This is a genomic window from Coriobacteriia bacterium (assembly GCA_034370385.1).
GTDB lineage: Bacteria > Actinomycetota > Coriobacteriia > Anaerosomatales > PHET01 > JAXMKZ01.
On record JAXMKZ010000059.1, the window covers coordinates 188,288 to 203,870 of the forward strand.

Consider the following 15,583-nt stretch of genomic DNA (forward strand, 5'->3'; position numbering starts at 1 on the left):
CCGATACGTCTAGGAGCGGTATTCCCCGATGGCGCGCAGCCGAGCATATCGGCGCTCGACCAGGTCGTCAGTGCCGATCGGCATGAGCTCATCAAGCGCGCGCGCGACCGCTTCGCCCACGGCCGCCAAGACGGCATCACTGTCACGATGCGCGCCGCCCAGCGGTTCGGCCACGACTTCGTCGGCGATTCCCGCCGCGACGAGATCGGCGGCCGTCAGCTTCAGGCACGCGGCCGCGGTCCTGGCCTGTGCGGGGTCCTTGTACAGGATGTTGCTGCACATCTCAGGGCTGATGACGGAGTAGTAGGCGTTCTCCAACATGATGATGCGGTCACCGAATCCGATCGCCAGCGCCCCGCCACTCCCGCCTTCGCCGATACCGACCACCACGACCGGTGCGCGGACTCCGGACAACAGCGCCAACGACTCCGCGATAGCCAGTGCCTGTCCGCGCTCCTCGGCTTCGATTCCCGGGTAGGCACCGGCGGTGTCGAGGAACGTCACGATCGGCAGCCCGAACTTGTCGGCCAGGCGCATCGCGCGCATCGCCTTGCGGTACCCCTCGGGGTGCGGCGAGCCGAAGTTGCGCCTCACGTTGCTCTTGGTATCGGTGCCCTTTCGATGGCCGAGTACGACCACCTTGCGATGGCCGAGCGTCCCCAGGCCGGCGAAGATCGCCTCGTCGTCACCGTAGGCACGATCGCCGTGTACTTCGATCACGTCGGTGAACAGCGCCGCGAGATAGTTCTCGGTCTTGGGGCGGTCCGGATGCCGGGATATCTGCACGCGAGCCCACGGGTCCAGATGGAGGTAGGTGTCGACCTTGAGCCGTTCGAACTCCTCCGACAGCGCCGATACCTCGAGCAGAAGCTCGGGATTCGCCGACAGGTCGAGTTTCCTCAGTTCATCGAGCTTGTGCCCGAGATCGAACAGCGGCCGCTCGAAATCCATGACATAGCGGCGAGCCATCAGCCCACCTGCCCTTCACGGGCGGTCAGGTAGCCGATCAGTAGGGAAACTCGCTCAGCAAGTGCCGCTCGCTCAACGACCGCGTCGACCATGCCGTGCTTGAGCATGAACTCAGCGGTCTGGAAGCCCTTGGGCAGCTTCTGCCGGATCGTGTCCTCGACGAGCCGGGGCCCGGCAAAGCCGATCATGGCCCCGGGCTCAGCGATGAGTACGTCTGCGAGCACCGCGAAGCTCGCGGTCACCCCTCCGTACGTGGGGTTGGTGAGAACCGAGACGTAGGCCAGCCCGGCATCCGTGTGACGCTTTGCGGCCGCACTGGTCTTGGCCATCTGCATGAGGGAGTACATGCCCTCTTGCATGCGGGCTCCGCCCGATGCGGTGACGATGACGATAGGCCGTCGCTTCGCGGTAGCGGACTCGAATGCGCGCGTAATCTTCTCGCCGACCACCGAGCCCATGGATGCACCGATGTAGCGAAAGTCCATCACCGCAAGAATGATGGGCGTGCCCCCGATGGTCGCGTCACCCGTCACGACCGCCTCGTCGAGTCCCGACTTCTCGCGGGCCGCCTCGATCGAACGGCTGTAGGGCTTGGCCGCGACGAACTCGAGGGGGTCTGCGGGGAGCAGCCCGGTCTCGGTCTCTGAGAACGAGCCCGCGTCGGTGAGCAGCTCGATGCGCTGCTCCGCGGTCAGCGCGAAGTGATGGCCGCAGTGTCGACACACCCGCATGCTCTCGACGAGCTCGCCCTCGTAGAGCGTGCGCTTGCATCCTTCGCACTTGGCCCAGACGCCGTCGGGCACGTCAGAGGCAACCGGAGGCTGCTCGCCACCGGCCTGCGTATATCGTCTGCTGTCGCGCGCAGAGAACCAGTCTGCGATGGGCATTTCCGGGCCTGTCTGATCGGTAACCTTTGTGCCTGTGCTTGTACCCGCATTGAAGCGACTCGCGGCACCGTCCGACGATTCTGCATCGCCTGACGGTGCCGCGGTCGTGTTGGTTCAGTTGCCGGTCCCTAGAGCGAGAAATCCTTCTCGCCCTTGAAGACAGCCACAGCGTCGTCCACGCCCCAGTCACCAAGCGTGATGGCGCTGATCGCCTTCGTCAGACGGACGGCCTCATCGAGCGAGCGCTGGTGGATATTGCGCCCGGTCGCGTTGCCCTTCGCGCCACCCACGTGGATCTGGTCCCACAGCTGCTGCAAGAACACGTCGGCCTCGACGGTGGAACCGCCGGCGCAGACCAGCCCGCAGCGGCCGCTCGCAAGCGAGGACTCCTTCAGCTTGTCGGCCGAAGAGCCGGCATCGTCGCCCTTGGGCGGGTTGACCTTCACGAAATCGGCGCCCAGACACAGTGCCGTGCCCGCCGCGCCCGCGATCAGGTGCGGGTCCTTCTCGTTGGCGACGGCCATGCCGCGCGGATACATCCACAGCACCACGACGAGTCCAAGCTGATGCGCATCGGCGATCAGCTGACCGGCCTCAGACATCATGTTGGCCTCGTAATCGGAGCCCAGGTAGATCGTGTAGCCCACGCCCACAACGTTGACACCATTGTTGACGAGGTCGATCACGGTCTCGATGCCGTAGAGCTGCGGCGAGTACGGGTCGTCCTGATGCTTGGCCGGATCCTGGCTCGTCTTCACCAGGTGCGACTTGCTGTTGATCTTGACCAGGTAGTTGATGTCCGGATAGTCGGCGGCGTAGGCGGCAATCAGACCGCGCTGACCGGCGAGGATACCGCACACGCCCTGGCTGCCGATGCGGAACAGGTGCTCGGGCTCGTTGTCCGCCGCGTCGATGCCGGCGCCATAGAAGTCGTCGTTAAGGTGCTCGATCTTCTGGTCACAGGCGAACAGCATGAGGCGCCCCGTGCCCCTGGTCGCCTTCAGGTAGTTGTCGATGTAGGTCTCGCGCGCGTCGGCGGGGACGTCCGCCGGTACCCGAACCTGGTCGCGGGTGATGCTCGGCATCGTGAATGACCCTCCCTCAAGTGTCGGCGCGCCGCAACGTGCCCCAACCCCTCGTGCGGCGCTAGGTAACCTTCGTGCGGTCTAGGGTATGACATCGGGTGCGCTCGTGCTACCACGAACCACAAGGGATTGCCGCGGGCCCATGGCGCACGGGTGAGCGCGGTGCTCGAGCACGGTCCACGACACGAACGTGCACTCAGCCTTCCGCTACCACCAGACGCATCGCAGCGCGCCCGTCGCCGGGGCGCAGGGTGGCAGGCACCGCATGCGACCCCAGCCGTCGGGCGACGATCAGCCGTGCACAGTCCTCAGGAGCGCCGTAGCAGAAACGAGCCTGGGTGCACGCGCAGTCGGGACTGGGGTGAGCGCTCATCCCCAGAAAGAAATGGCATTCCTGGCGGTGTTCGCATGCCGACAACGCGCGCCCTCCTCCCGATCGAGTCGCGAAACGATGAATCAACTATTCCCTTAATCGGACTTAAGCATTCGGAACTGAGTGACGAATGTCACTAAGGGACAGAATTGTTGCTCGCACGCTACGCGCGTCGGTTCAGCTCGGCTGCGTCTCTGTCGGCCGCTTGACCATTCCGCGATGTACGGTTCTCACCCTTGGTAGCTGTTGGTGACCGGCATGCGGCGGTCTCGACCGAACGCCTTAGGGGTGATCTTGACGCCCAGCGGACCCTGGCGGCGCTTGTACTCCGCTCGATCGGTCATGCGGATCACCCGGGTGGTGGTCGCCGGATCGAACCCGGCTGCCACGATCTGCTCCGCGCTCTGGTCGGACTCCACGTAGTGTTCGAGTATGCCGTCAAGCACCGCGTAGTCCGGCAGCGAGTCCTGATCGGTCTGATCGGGTCGCAGTTCTGCACTGGGGGCCTTGGTGAGAGTGGCCTCGGGTATGACCGGATGCTCGCCTTGTGAATTGCGCCAGCGGGCGAGCTCGTAGACCCGGGTCTTGAACACGTCTTTGAGTGGAGCGAAACCGCCGACCATGTCTCCGTACAGCGTCGAGTAGCCGACGGACAGCTCGCTCTTGTTGCCGGTGGCAAGCGTGAGCCAGCCGAACTTGTTCGACAGCGCCATCAGAAGCGTGCCCCGCACGCGTGCTTGGAGGTTCTCCTCGGTCACGTCAGTCGGGAGATCCGCGAACTCCGGCGCGAGGGTGCCCAGCAGCGCGTCGAACGCGGGCTCGATCGACAGGTCGCGAAAATCGATGCCCAGAGCTTCGGCGAGCATCCGCGAATCAGAGATGCTCCCCGGCGAGGAATAGCGCCCCGGCATGGTCACCCCGTGCACGTGCTCGGCACCGAGCGCATCGGAAGCGATCGCTGCGGTGAGAGCCGAGTCGATGCCCCCCGACAGTCCGATCACGACGTCGGTGAAGCCGTTCTTGACGACGTAGTCGTGCAGGCCGGTGGTCAGCGCGGCGTACACCTCTTCGGGGCCCTCGACGACCCGAGCCACGTCAGCTGAGGCGCCAAGCTTCGCGCCCGGCGTGAAATCAGCGATCACGAGGTCTTGCGCGAACGCCGCTCCACGCGCCACCACTTCACCCTGGGGCGACACTATAAGACTGCGACCGTCGAAGACGAGTTCGTCTTGACCACCCACCAGGTTCACGTACGCAAGCCAGACTCCGTTGTCCCTGGCCCGCGCCCGAAGCATCTCCTCGCGCTCCGCGCCCTTTCCGGCGTGGAAGGGAGATGCGGAGACGTTGAGCAGCACCGCAGCGCCCGCAGCTGCGGCCTCAGCGGCTATCTCAGGAACCCAGATGTCCTCGCAGATGGTGGTCGCAAACAGCGAACCGCCCATCTCGGTAAGCATGAGCCCAGGTCCCGGTGCAAAGTATCGGCGCTCATCGAAGACGCCGTAGTTGGGCAGGCGGCGCTTGTGGTAGATGTGCAGCACGCGGTGGTTGCCGCACAGCGCGACTGCGTTCATGAGCTCATCGTCCACCCGGTCCACGAAGCCCACGAGGGCGTAGTGACCGCACACCGCCGCCACTTGCTCGAGCGCGATGAGGTTCTCCTCGACGAAATGGTCCTTGAACAGCAGATCCTCAGGCGGGTAGCCGGTGATGGTGAGTTCGGGCAGCAGCGTCACTCCCGCGCCCTCGCTTTGCGCCGAAGCAACGGCGCGTATCGCGCGCTCCGCGTTGCCGGAGATGTCACCGACGGTCACGTTGATCTGTGCCAGCGCCACGCGCATCCCGAGATCCTCCAGCATCGCCGCGGACGGTTCCTCTCGCTCCCAGAGTCTACCCGAGCAGCACGACGGCCGACCCGTACCCCTTCTGAGCTGCAGGTTTGTCGGACTTGGCACTACGCTCGCTTCCCTCCCCCTTCGGCGCTGCTCGCACACGAGTACCAGATCGTGTTGGCAGACCGTGCGAAGTGGCGCGCCGCGAAGGCACCGACCGGGCAACGAGAGCCCCGGAGACGGCCCTTCATGGCATTGTTGTCGGCGAAAGGCACTGTGTGAAGGTAACGACCGCTCGTCTCACCGTCCGCGCGCTGGCAAGCGCGGTCATCGCCGCCGCGGTACTCGCGACGGCGCTTCTTTCTGGCCCTGCCTCCGCGCAGGCGATCACCCGCTCCACGATCCTGGCTCGCTCGAAGACCTGGATCGTCAAGCAGATTCCCTACAGTCAGCACCGCTACTACCGCGGCTATCGCCAAGACTGCTCCGGCTTCGTGTCGATGGCATGGGGACTCAAGCGCTCCTACACGTCGAGGAACATATCCTCCGTGGCGAGGCGGATTCCGGTCTCGAAGCTCAAGCCCGGCGACGCAGTGTGGAAGCCCGGCCACGTCTCGATCTTCGGTGGCTGGAAGAACAAGCAGAAGCGTCAGTACTACGCCCTCGAGCAGACCACCTGGGGCAGCCATGCTAAGCGGCGCGTTCGCACGATTCCATCGCGCGGCAAGGCACTGCGCTACAAGGGCGTGCGCACCCCGGTTCGCAGGGTGGCCGCCAAGCCGACTCCCGCGCCGGTAGCGGCGGTTCCGTCCAGCGAGAGCAGCGGTGTCGTGAGCGCTGCATCGGCTTCGCTAGCCCGCTGACCAACGCGCTCGAGGAATCGATAGGGAACCTAGGCCGAATGGACGGCCTCTGCCATCTGACGGGCCAGCGCCTCAAGAGCGACCGGGTCGTCCTGACGTCTGACCAGCGCTGATCCGACGACCACACCGTCGGCTACTTGGGCAACGGCAGAGGCCTGCTCGGAGGTCGACACGCCAAACCCGACTGCGACGGGCAGCGTCGTGTGCGCCTTCACCCGCGCGACCGTGTCGGCGAGGTGTACAGGCAGCTTCGCACGCTCGCCCGTGATGCCCGTGGTCGACACGCAGTAGACGAAGCCGCTGGCGGCTGCGGCGACTGCCTTCAACCGCTCCGGCGTGGAGGTGGGTGCAGCGAGAAACACCGTGTCGAGCCGGTCACGCGATGCTTCGAGCCACTCGCCTGCCATGTCGGGCGGCAGATCCGGAACGATGACGCCGCCCACGCCGGCATCGGCGATCATCGTCGCTGCCCGCGCGTAGCCGGCTTGCATGATGGGGTTCAGGTAGCACATGAGAGCGATCGCCGGGGCGCCTGGGCCTGCATCGGCGAGGAACTCCTTGACCAGCGCCAGTGACTCGACGAGCCCATACCGGCCGGCCGCTGCCTGGCGTGCGCGCGCCGACGCGTCGACGATGACCGGTCCGTCGGCGAGCTGGTCCGAGTACGGCACACCTACCTCGATGAGATCGGCGCCGGCACGTGTCACAGCCCGCATCGCCTCGAGGGATCCGGCGTGGTCGGGATAGCCCGCCATGAGGTAGGTCACGAGGGCCGGGTGCCCCTTGGCGAAGGCACGACCCAGACGCTCCCCGTATACCGGCGCATCACTCACCAAGACCCGCCTCTCTCACGATATCGATGTCTTTGTCGCCGCGCCCGGACAGCGTCAGCACCACCGTAGCTGCCGGACCGAACTCCTCGGCCAGTAGCGGGAGCAGTGCGAGCGCATGGCTGCTTTCGATGGCCGGGATGATGCCTTCCGTGCGGCACAGCTGCTCGAAAGCGCGCAGTGCCTGCTCATCGGTGACCGGCTCGTAGCGCACGAGTCCGGCATCGCGGAAGTGCGCATGCTCGGGGCCGACACCCGGGTAGTCCAGACCGGCCGAGATCGAGTATGCCTCGAGCGGGTTGCCCGTATCGTCCTGAAGCAGGTAGCTGTAGAAGCCGTGCATCACGCCGGGCGCGCCCTTGGCCATGCTGGCGCCTGTCTTGCCCGAGTCCACACCCAGTCCCGCCGCCTCGGCCCCGAACAGCGCCGGGCCTCCGAACAGGTCGGGCGCCAGCACGAAGGGATAGAACGTGCCGATGGCATTGCTGCCGCCGCCGACGCAGGCCACGACCGCGTCAAGCTTGGAGATGCCCCGCGCAAGCGCCTGGTCGATGATCTCGAGCCCGATGACGCTTTGGAAATCGCGCACCATGAGTGGGTACGGATGCGGTCCCACGGCTGAGCCGAGCACGTAGAACGTATCCTCCACGCGCTCGACCCAGTGCCTGAGGGCGGCGGTGACCGCGTCGGCAAGCGTCCCGCCGCCCTCGTTCACGGGCACCACCTCGGCGCCAAGCAGCTTCATCTTGTAGACGTTGAGCGATTGACGGCGAATGTCCTCGACGCCCATGTACACGGCGCATTCGAGACCCATCAGCGCCGCAGCCGTCGCCGTCGCGACGCCGTGTTGACCGGCACCCGTCTCGGCGATGACGCGCTTCTTGCCCATTCGCTTGGCGAGTAGGCACTGTCCGATGCAGTTGTTGATCTTGTGCGCCCCCGTGTGGCACAGGTCTTCGCGCTTCAGAAACACCGTTCCCAGGCCCACCGCTTCAGCGAGCCTGTGCGCCGCATACAGGGGAGTGGAGCGCCCCACGTAGTTGACCATCAGGTCGTCGAAGTCCTGCTGAAAGACCGGATCACTCGAGGCCTCTTCGAAGGCCGCAGTCAACTCGAGCAGTGCCGGCATGATGGTCTCCGGAACGAAGCGCCCACCATACGGTCCGAAGAACCCTGCCTCGTCAGGACCGGCGTAGACCTCGTCCGCGCGTGGAAACAGTCTGCTCATGAGGGGTCCTCCCCGTCGGCTGCACGTACCGCAGCGCAGAACTCGGCGATTCTATCGTGGTCCTTGATGCCCGGTGCCGACTCGACACCCGACGACACGTCGACGGCGAACGGGCGCAGACAAGCTACCGCCTCCCCGACGTTTCCGCAGTGAAGTCCCCCCGCGACAAACATAGGAGCCCATCCGGGGCGATCGCCGACTGTGTGCCAGTCAAACGCTCGTGAGGTTCCGCCTGCTCGTTGCGGGTCGTACGTGTCCAGAAGCAGGGCGGCGGCATGACCCCGGAAGGGCTCTGCCTTCTCAAAACCGAAATCCGTGCCAACAGCGACGACCTTGATGACGGGGACGCCGACCGCATCGCAGTCCTCCGGGGCCTCCGAGCCGCTGAACTGCACGGACGTCAGACCGACCTCGTCGATGGCACGCCGGATGAATGCGCTGTCGGCGTCAACGAAGACCCCGACACGCGCGACCGGGGGCGGCACGAACGCCGCAAGCTGCTTCGCCTGCTCGATGCTCACCTGACGGGGCGAGGGTGCGAAGATGAATCCGCACGCGTCAGCGCCCGCCTGCACGGCGGCCCTGACATCCTCGGCCCGCGTCAGGCCGCATATCTTGATGCGCGTTCTTCTCACCGAAGACTACAGATCATCGCCGAGCGTGGCGCCGGAGGCGAAGTCGAAGTCCTGCAGCTCACCTGAGTTGTACGCGGCGTAAGCCGCCAGGTCGAAGTGGCCGTGACCCGAGAGGTTGAACAGAATCACCTTGTCTTCGCCAGCCGCCTGAGCCGCTTTCGCCTCGTTGATGGCGGCGAGGATGGCGTGGCTGGACTCCGGCGCGGGCAAGACTCCCTCTGCGCGGGCAAACTGCACCGCGGCAGCGAAGCACGCGGTCTGGTCGACGGCAACCGCCTCGGCTTCGCCCTCGAAGACGAGCTGCGAGACCAGCGGCGAGTCCCCGTGGTAGCGCAGACCGCCGGCGTGGATACCGGCGGGCACGAAGTCGTGACCAAGGGTGTACATCAGCATCTGCGGCGTCATGCCCGCCTCGTCACCGAGGTCGTAGCGGTACTCGCCGGCGGTGAGCGTCGGGCACGCCTTGGGCTCGACGGCAAGCAGACGCGCGTTGCTCTTGCCCTCAAGCTTGCGGTGGTAATACGGGAAGGCGATCCCGGCGAAGTTGGAGCCGCCGCCGACGCAGGCGATGACGACGTCGGGCTCCTCCTCGGCAAGTGCCATCTGCTCGATGGACTCAAGACCGATGATGGTCTGGTGCAGGCACACGTGGTTGAGCACGCTGCCGAGCGAGTAGTGGGTGTCGTCGTTCTTCATGGCGACCTCGACGGCCTCGGAGATGGCGATGCCGAGCGAGCCCGTGGAATCGGGGTCCATGGCCAGCACGTGGCGCCCGGCCTCGGTGAGGTTGCTCGGGGACTTGTGAACGGTGCCGCCGTAGGTCTCCATCAGGATGCGACGGTAGGGCTTCTGGTCGTAACTGACGCCGACCATGAAGACCTCGACGTCGATGCCGTAGAGCGCGCCGGCGATCGACATGGCGCTGCCCCACTGACCCGCACCGGTCTCGGTCGAGATCTTGGTGATGCCCTCCTGCTTGTTGTAGTACGCCTGCGGGATGGCGGTGTTGGGCTTGTGCGAGCCGGCGGGACTCACGCCCTCGTACTTGTAGAAGATCTTGACGCCCGCCGGCAGACCGAGGTCGCGCTCAAGCTGCTTGGCGCGCAGCATCGGCGAGGGCCGGTAGGTCTTGTACACGTCGATGACCGCACCCGGGATGTCGATGTAGCGCTCCGGCGAGGACTCCTGCTTGAGGCACTCCATCGGAAAGAGCTTCATCATGACCTCGCCGATCTGCTCCGGAGCCAGCTCCGTGCCGTCGGGCGTGACCACTTTCGGAGGTGCAGGCGGGTTCTTCAGGTCCGGAATGATGTTGTACCAGGCCTCGGGAATCCTGGTCTCGTCGAGCCCGAATCGCGTCTTGTCTGACATGGTGGTGCTCCCTTCCCCTTGCTTACCTGATCGACTGAGCCATCCGCTGACAAACCACTAGCTTCTATTCGTTCGCGGGCATCCTTGCCACGCCCGTCAACTCCTCAAGCACGTCCTCGGGGAAGTCGGCTCGCATCAACGCCTCGCCGACCAGTACCGCATCAGCCCCCGCCCGGGCCGCCGCCTCGACATCGGCTCGGCGCTTGATGCCGCTGGCCCACACGACGGTCGCGCCTCCTCGCTTCGCTCGCGACACCAGCGGTGCAACCCGTTCGGGCGTGACATCGAGTGTCCTCAGATCGCGGCTGTTCACCGCGATGAGCGGGCACTTGGTCGCCAGCGCGAGGTCGAGATCGCTCTCGGAGTGCACCTCGACGAGCGCGGCCATCCCCAACGTCTCGGCAAGATCGAGGAAGTCGCCCACCTCCGTACCGAGCACGTTGACCATGAGCAGCACCGCGTCGGCACCATGCCCACGTGCGGCGAACAGCTGCACCGGGTCCACGACGAAGTCCTTGCACAGCACCGGCACATCCACGGCGTCCGCGACATCCGACAGGTCGGCAAACGATCCACCGAAGAACTTCGGCTCGGTCAGCACGCTGATGCAAGCGGCACCGCCATCCTGATAGTGCAGCGCCTGCTTCGACGCTTCGCACTGAGCAGCGATCACTCCGGCGGACGGCGAGCACTTCTTGACCTCGGCGATGACCGCGACGTCATCTCGCGACCGCAGGGTGTCGATGAAGTCGCGCGGAGGGCGGGCGGCGCATGCCAGCCGCTCGCGGTCGGCGGGCCTCAGGTCACCGAAGGCCACGGACAGCGCGTCACGGCGGGCGCCGATCACGCGCGCAAGAAAGTCATCGGTCACTATGCGCTCCCTTCCATCTCGCGTCGCGCCGCCCCGAGCCGCTGTGAAACGGCCACCAAGGTCTCAAGCGCCGACTGTGCCCGGCCCGAATCGATCGACTGACGCGCCAGTGTGACGCCCTCGGCCAGATCAGCGGCCACCCCCGCTGCCAGCAGCCCCGCGGCCGCGTTCATCAACACGACGTCGCGACGCGGACCATGCTCGCCTCGCAAGATCGCGCGTAGGATGGCGGCATTCTCCGCTGCGTCACCGCCGGCCAGATCGGCAAGAGAGCCCCGCGCGATTCCCACCTGCTCGGGAGTCACCTCGAACAGACGGATCGTCTGCCCTTGGCCGGTACACTCCGCAACCGTCGTGGGCCCGGACGCCGAAACCTCGTCCATGCCCGGATGCCCGTGGACGACAAGCACACGCTCCGCCCCGAGCCGACCGGCGACCTCTGCGAGCACCGGCGTGAGGCGCGGGTCGTACACCCCCAGCAGCTGGCGCTTGGCGCCCGCCGGATTGGTGAGAGGGCCGAGGATGTTGAAGACCGTGCGGATACCGATCTCGCGCCGGGGTCCGGCTGCGTGGCGCATGCTCGAGTGCAGCGCCTGAGCGAAGAGGAATCCGACGCCGGCCTCGTCGATGCAGCGCGCCATCTCGTGCGCATCGAGGGTGATGTCGACGCCGAGCGCCTCGAGCACGTCAGCCGAGCCGCACGAACTGGATACTGCCCGGTTGCCGTGCTTGGCGACGGGCACGCCCGCGCCCGCCACCACGAACGCCGTGGTCGTTGAGATGTTGAAGGTGTGCAGCCCGTCGCCGCCGGTCCCACAAGTGTCGAGCAGACCTGCGGCCATCGGGCGCACCGGGGTGGCGCGCTCGCGCATCGCCCGGGCGAAGCCCACGATCTCGTCGACGGTCTCACCCTTCATGCGCATCCCCGTGACAAGCGCGCTGATCTGAGCCGACGTGGCCTCGCCATCCATCACCAGTCCCATCACGCGGTGCGCTGCATCCTCCGACAGCGAGTCCCCCGCAGCGACGCGCGCGATGGCTTGGGTGACCGTCTGCACGTCGGCGAAGTCGCCGGCCGCACGGGCTGAGCCGCCGGCCGCGGCCAGCATCTGTGGTGCGCCGCTCGCCTCGCCGGCAAGCGGAACCTCGCCTGCCACGTCAAGGAAGTTGGCGAGCAGCTTCGCGCCCTCGGGGGTGAGCACGCTCTCGGGGTGGAACTGGACCCCGAAGACGGGCTTCTCGCGGTGACAAAGCCCCATGATCACGCCGTCAGGCGTGCTCGCCTGAACCTGTAGTTCTTCGGGTACATGAGCCGCGTCGACGATCAGGGAGTGGTAGCGCGTGGCCGTGAAGGGGCTCGGCACGCCGGCGAAGAGGCCCGATCCGTCGTGAGACACCTCGTCAGTCTTGCCGTGGACCGGCTTGGGCGCGCGACAGACCGAGCCGCCGAACACCTCCGCGATGCACTGGTGCCCGAGGCAGACCCCGAGAACCGGCACGCCCGCGTCCACGGCTGCCCGGATGACGTCGCGCGAGATGCCGGCGTCGTCGGGTGTACCGGGCCCCGGCGAGATCACGATGCCCGAGGGGCCCAGCGCAAGCGCGTCAGCCGCACTGAGAGCGTCGTTGCGTCGCACCTCGACTTCAGCACCGAGAGCGGCCAGCAACTGCACGAGGTTGTAGGTGAACGAGTCGTAGTTGTCGATGACGAGGATCATCTAGGCCACCTCTCCCTCGTCATGCATGCCCGCTGCAAGCTCCAGCGCCGTGTGGAGCGCCCGGGCCTTGTGCAGGCACTCATCGTACTCGCGCTCGGGCACGGAATCCGCGACGATGCCCGCTCCGGACTGCAGGTAGGCATGGCCGTCTGCCAGAACGAACGTCCTGATGGTGATGCACATGTCCATAGCGCCATCGAGGCCGAAGTAGCCGACGGTGCCGGCGTACGGGCCGCGCGCTGCTGGCTCGAGGTCGCGGATGATCTCCATGGCCCGGACCTTGGGGGCACCCGAAACCGTACCGGCGGGGAACGTGGCCTTGAGGGCATCCACCGCGTCTTTGCCGTCGGCGAGCGTGCCGGTCACGTTGCTCACGATGTGCATGACGTGGCTGTAGTACTCGACCTCCATGAGTTCGTCCACGCTGACGCTCCCCGGCTTGGAGACGCGCCCTAGATCGTTGCGGCCCAGATCGACCAGCATGACGTGCTCGGCCCGCTCCTTCTCGTCAGCGAGAAGATCGGCGCGCAATCGCCCGTCGTCACTTGCATCGACCCCCCGAGGTCGCGTCCCCGCAAGCGGTCGCGTGAGTACCTCGCCGTCCTCAACCCGCACGAGCGGCTCGGGGCTGGAGCCCACGAGCGTCACGTCGCGCGTTCGAACGTAGAACATGTAGGGGCTCGGGTTGACCGCGCGAAGCACGCGATACAGGTCGAGTCCGTCGCCTTCGTAGGGCGCGCTGAACCTCTGGGACAGCACCACTTGGAAGATGTCCCCGGCAGCGATGTGCTCCTTGGCGCTCTCGACACTCGCCACGAAATCCTCCCGCGACGTGTGCTCCACGAGCGGCACATCCCGCCGCACACCCACGGCGCCGAGCTCCGCACCGGAAGGACCGCGATCGATGCGCTTGAGGAACCCATCGATGCGCTTGAGCGCGGCGTCGTAGGCGAGCTCAGGGGCACCACCGGGCCTGACCGGGGCGATGACCTGCATGACCCGGCGCGCGTGATCGAACGCGACCACGACGTCGGCGAGCATGAAGCACAGGTCAGGCACGCCCAGATCATCGGTAGCGTGACGAGGGACGCGCTCGAAGGTCGTCGCAGCTTCGTACCCGACGTACCCCACGGCGCCGCCCACGAACAGCGGCAGTCCCGGCACCCGCGCCACGCGCCCGGCCTTCAGGCGTCGCTGCACCACGCGGAGCGGGTCGTCGGCCAACTCGCCGGATACCCCGCCGTTCTCCACGACGACCTCGTTGCCGCGGGCGGTGATGACCTCGCGATCACCCACGCCGAGGAAGCTGTAGCGTCCCAGCCGCTCGCCAGCCACCACGCTCTCCAGCAGGAAGGCGTGCTCCGCGCCCTCGGACAGCGCCATGAACGCGCTGATCGGAGTCGTAAGGTCGGCATAGACCTCTCGAGCCACCGGCACGACATCGTAGTCGGCCGCCAGTGCGACGAACTCTTCTCTGGTGGGCAGTATCATCTGTTTGCTGTTCCCTTCCCGGTGACACGACATGGTCTTCGGGGTCGGGAAAACACAAAAGTCCCCCGTCCCCAAGGGACGAGAGACTCCTCTCGCGGTGCCACCCTTGTTGGCCGAACCGTAGCGGTCCGACCCACTCAGCCTGCAGTACTCCGGCGATGCTCGCCGTTCATACCCGGTCCCTTGTATCGGTGAGAGTCCGCCGGAACTAGTAGGTGTCTTGCACCGTTGTCCCGGAGCCTCGGGGGCCCATTCCGCCGATTTGGCCGCGCCCGGTTTCCACCATCCCAGGCTCTCTAGAGCGTCAAAACCGCGTACTCTTCCCCGTCAAAGGCCGTACTATTCGGTTGCGGGCGAGTGTATACCCACCCGCCGCGAAGAATCAAGCACCTTGGCACGCTTAATGCTCCTTAAGTCCCATCACACAGGAGCCGATAAGACTGAAGTAGAGCTCCTGAAAGAAGGAGGCGACCGAGATGGTCCGCAAAGAGCAGTGTCCGCAGTGCAAGGGCAACAAGTACATCCCCGTGACCAAGACCCCGACGAGGGAGTCCTGGATCAAGTGCCCGTCATGTGGCGGCCAAGGATTCAAGATCCGCGTGCAGCAGTAGGCTGCCGCGCACCGCACTCTTCTTGCCCCTGTAGGAGTCGGCTTCGGATGCGAGGTCGGCTCCTTTCTTTCTCACCCGACCAGTACCACTCCCGGAATCCTGCCATGTGCCCGTCGGTCTCCTGACCACAACGTTGCACCTGCCAGCTGTGCAACCGCAGGTGCGACGGCGTCGTAGAACGTGCAGCCATACAGCTCACAGACGTCCAAAGCGGTCTGAACCACCACGTCATCGATGCCGATCACGGGAGACTCCGTTTCGAGGAACGCGGTCCATACCACGCGCGCTTCGGGCACTCCGAGCTCCCGTCGTGCGACGTTCAGAGCCTCTTCGAGTGCGAGCGCCGGCAGTACGAGGATGATCTCTCCTCTACCGCTCATATCGAGCATCGAGACCGCCTCTTCGCTGCCCTGCTCTGGCCTGAATGTCTTCACGAGAACCGAAGCGTCGGGCACCACGCGGACGGGTTGGCTGCGATCACTGTGCACGGGCGTCCCACCCGCCGTCATCTGAGTCACGCATCTGCCGAAGGATCTCCGATCCGGTCCTCCCCGTCCTACCCGGCAGTGCGCGCAAGGCCTCCAGCGCCTCGATCGCTCTGCGAGCGCCCGCCTCGCGCCGTTTGTCCTGCGCGTCGAGCTTCTGGGCCGTCACGTAGTCGAGCGCGGCCTCCCGCACGATGGCGCTGCGGCTCTCCCCGCGCTCGTCAGCAAGCCCATCGATCTGGGCCACGAGTTCCTCCGGCAGCGACACGGTGACCTTGGCCACGCCCATGATGCCTCCAAGCGGTCATACCGTTCGTTCATTCCCTAAGTTCATACC

At 66.0% G+C, this 15,583-nt stretch carries 15 protein-coding genes and 1 other annotated feature; of the genes, 2 read left to right on the forward strand and 13 right to left on the reverse strand.

Features of this window, described 5'->3' with window-relative positions:
- Window positions 1-9 precede the first annotated feature (9 nt).
- The 4 genes from U1E26_12530 to U1E26_12545 all read right to left on the reverse strand — a co-directional run bounded on the left by U1E26_12530 (window position 10) and on the right by U1E26_12545 (window position 5,170).
- A complete protein-coding gene (locus U1E26_12530) occupies window positions 10-969 on the reverse strand; it encodes an acetyl-CoA carboxylase carboxyltransferase subunit alpha (GenBank protein MDZ4170457.1) in 960 nt (319 codons plus the stop codon).
- Entirely contained in the window at window positions 969-1,856 is an 888-nt protein-coding gene (gene accD, locus U1E26_12535; GenBank protein ID MDZ4170458.1) for an acetyl-CoA carboxylase, carboxyltransferase subunit beta, read from the reverse strand. Before accD ends, U1E26_12530 begins: the two co-directional genes overlap by 1 nt.
- Before the next feature lie 128 nt (window positions 1,857-1,984).
- Window positions 1,985-2,941 carry an aldolase gene (locus tag U1E26_12540; protein ID MDZ4170459.1) on the reverse strand — a complete coding sequence of 319 codons (957 nt, stop codon included), beginning with the start codon at window positions 2,939-2,941 and terminating at the stop codon, window positions 1,985-1,987.
- Window positions 2,942-3,544: 603 nt separating this feature from the next.
- Window positions 3,545-5,170 carry an NAD+ synthase gene (locus tag U1E26_12545; protein MDZ4170460.1) on the reverse strand — a complete coding sequence of 542 codons (1,626 nt, stop codon included), beginning with the start codon at window positions 5,168-5,170 and terminating at the stop codon, window positions 3,545-3,547.
- Between the two features lie 251 nt (window positions 5,171-5,421).
- On the opposite strand from U1E26_12545, the gene U1E26_12550 reads away from it, so the two are divergent.
- Window positions 5,422-6,006 (forward strand): hypothetical protein, encoded by a 585-nt coding sequence (locus tag U1E26_12550; GenBank protein MDZ4170461.1) that lies wholly within the window; start codon window positions 5,422-5,424, stop codon window positions 6,004-6,006.
- Between the two features lie 29 nt (window positions 6,007-6,035).
- Here the strand turns inward: U1E26_12550 and trpA are convergent, their stop codons facing one another.
- From trpA to trpE, 7 genes are all read right to left on the reverse strand, one after another.
- On the reverse strand, window positions 6,036-6,839 hold the full coding sequence (trpA, locus tag U1E26_12555) for a tryptophan synthase subunit alpha (protein MDZ4170462.1): 804 nt from the start codon (window positions 6,837-6,839) through the stop codon (window positions 6,036-6,038).
- Window positions 6,832-8,064 carry a tryptophan synthase subunit beta gene (trpB, locus tag U1E26_12560; GenBank protein MDZ4170463.1) on the reverse strand — a complete coding sequence of 411 codons (1,233 nt, stop codon included), beginning with the start codon at window positions 8,062-8,064 and terminating at the stop codon, window positions 6,832-6,834. The genes trpA and trpB overlap by 8 nt, the downstream gene beginning before the upstream one ends.
- The gene (locus U1E26_12565; GenBank protein MDZ4170464.1) at window positions 8,061-8,699 is read right to left on the reverse strand and encodes a phosphoribosylanthranilate isomerase; all 639 of its coding nucleotides are present in this window, start codon (window positions 8,697-8,699) and stop codon (window positions 8,061-8,063) included. Before U1E26_12565 ends, trpB begins: the two co-directional genes overlap by 4 nt.
- 6 nt (window positions 8,700-8,705) lie before the next feature.
- Window positions 8,706-10,070, reverse strand: a complete 1,365-nt coding sequence (locus U1E26_12570) for a TrpB-like pyridoxal phosphate-dependent enzyme (GenBank protein ID MDZ4170465.1) — start codon at window positions 10,068-10,070, stop codon at window positions 8,706-8,708.
- Window positions 10,071-10,134: 64 nt separating this feature from the next.
- A complete protein-coding gene (locus U1E26_12575) occupies window positions 10,135-10,941 on the reverse strand; it encodes an indole-3-glycerol-phosphate synthase (GenBank protein ID MDZ4170466.1) in 807 nt (268 codons plus the stop codon).
- Window positions 10,941-12,659: an anthranilate phosphoribosyltransferase gene (trpD, locus tag U1E26_12580; GenBank protein ID MDZ4170467.1), complete on the reverse strand. Its 1,719-nt coding sequence runs from the start codon at window positions 12,657-12,659 to the stop codon at window positions 10,941-10,943. Before trpD ends, U1E26_12575 begins: the two co-directional genes overlap by 1 nt.
- Window positions 12,660-14,150, reverse strand: coding sequence for an anthranilate synthase component I (gene trpE / locus U1E26_12585; GenBank protein ID MDZ4170468.1), 1,491 nt, complete (start codon window positions 14,148-14,150; stop codon window positions 12,660-12,662).
- Between the two features lie 71 nt (window positions 14,151-14,221).
- Window positions 14,222-14,490 (reverse strand) — a binding site (T-box leader).
- A 136-nt stretch (window positions 14,491-14,626) separates the two neighbouring features.
- Here trpE and U1E26_12590 point away from each other — a divergent pair.
- A complete protein-coding gene (locus tag U1E26_12590; protein ID MDZ4170469.1) occupies window positions 14,627-14,761 on the forward strand; it encodes a hypothetical protein in 135 nt (44 codons plus the stop codon).
- A 71-nt stretch (window positions 14,762-14,832) separates the two neighbouring features.
- On the opposite strand, the gene U1E26_12595 is transcribed toward U1E26_12590, so the two are convergent.
- Both U1E26_12595 and U1E26_12600 read right to left on the reverse strand, forming a co-directional pair.
- Window positions 14,833-15,249, reverse strand: coding sequence for a type II toxin-antitoxin system VapC family toxin (locus tag U1E26_12595; protein MDZ4170470.1), 417 nt, complete (start codon window positions 15,247-15,249; stop codon window positions 14,833-14,835).
- Entirely contained in the window at window positions 15,239-15,535 is a 297-nt protein-coding gene (locus U1E26_12600; GenBank protein ID MDZ4170471.1) for a ribbon-helix-helix domain-containing protein, read from the reverse strand. The genes U1E26_12595 and U1E26_12600 overlap by 11 nt, the downstream gene beginning before the upstream one ends.
- Window positions 15,536-15,583 lie beyond the last annotated feature (48 nt).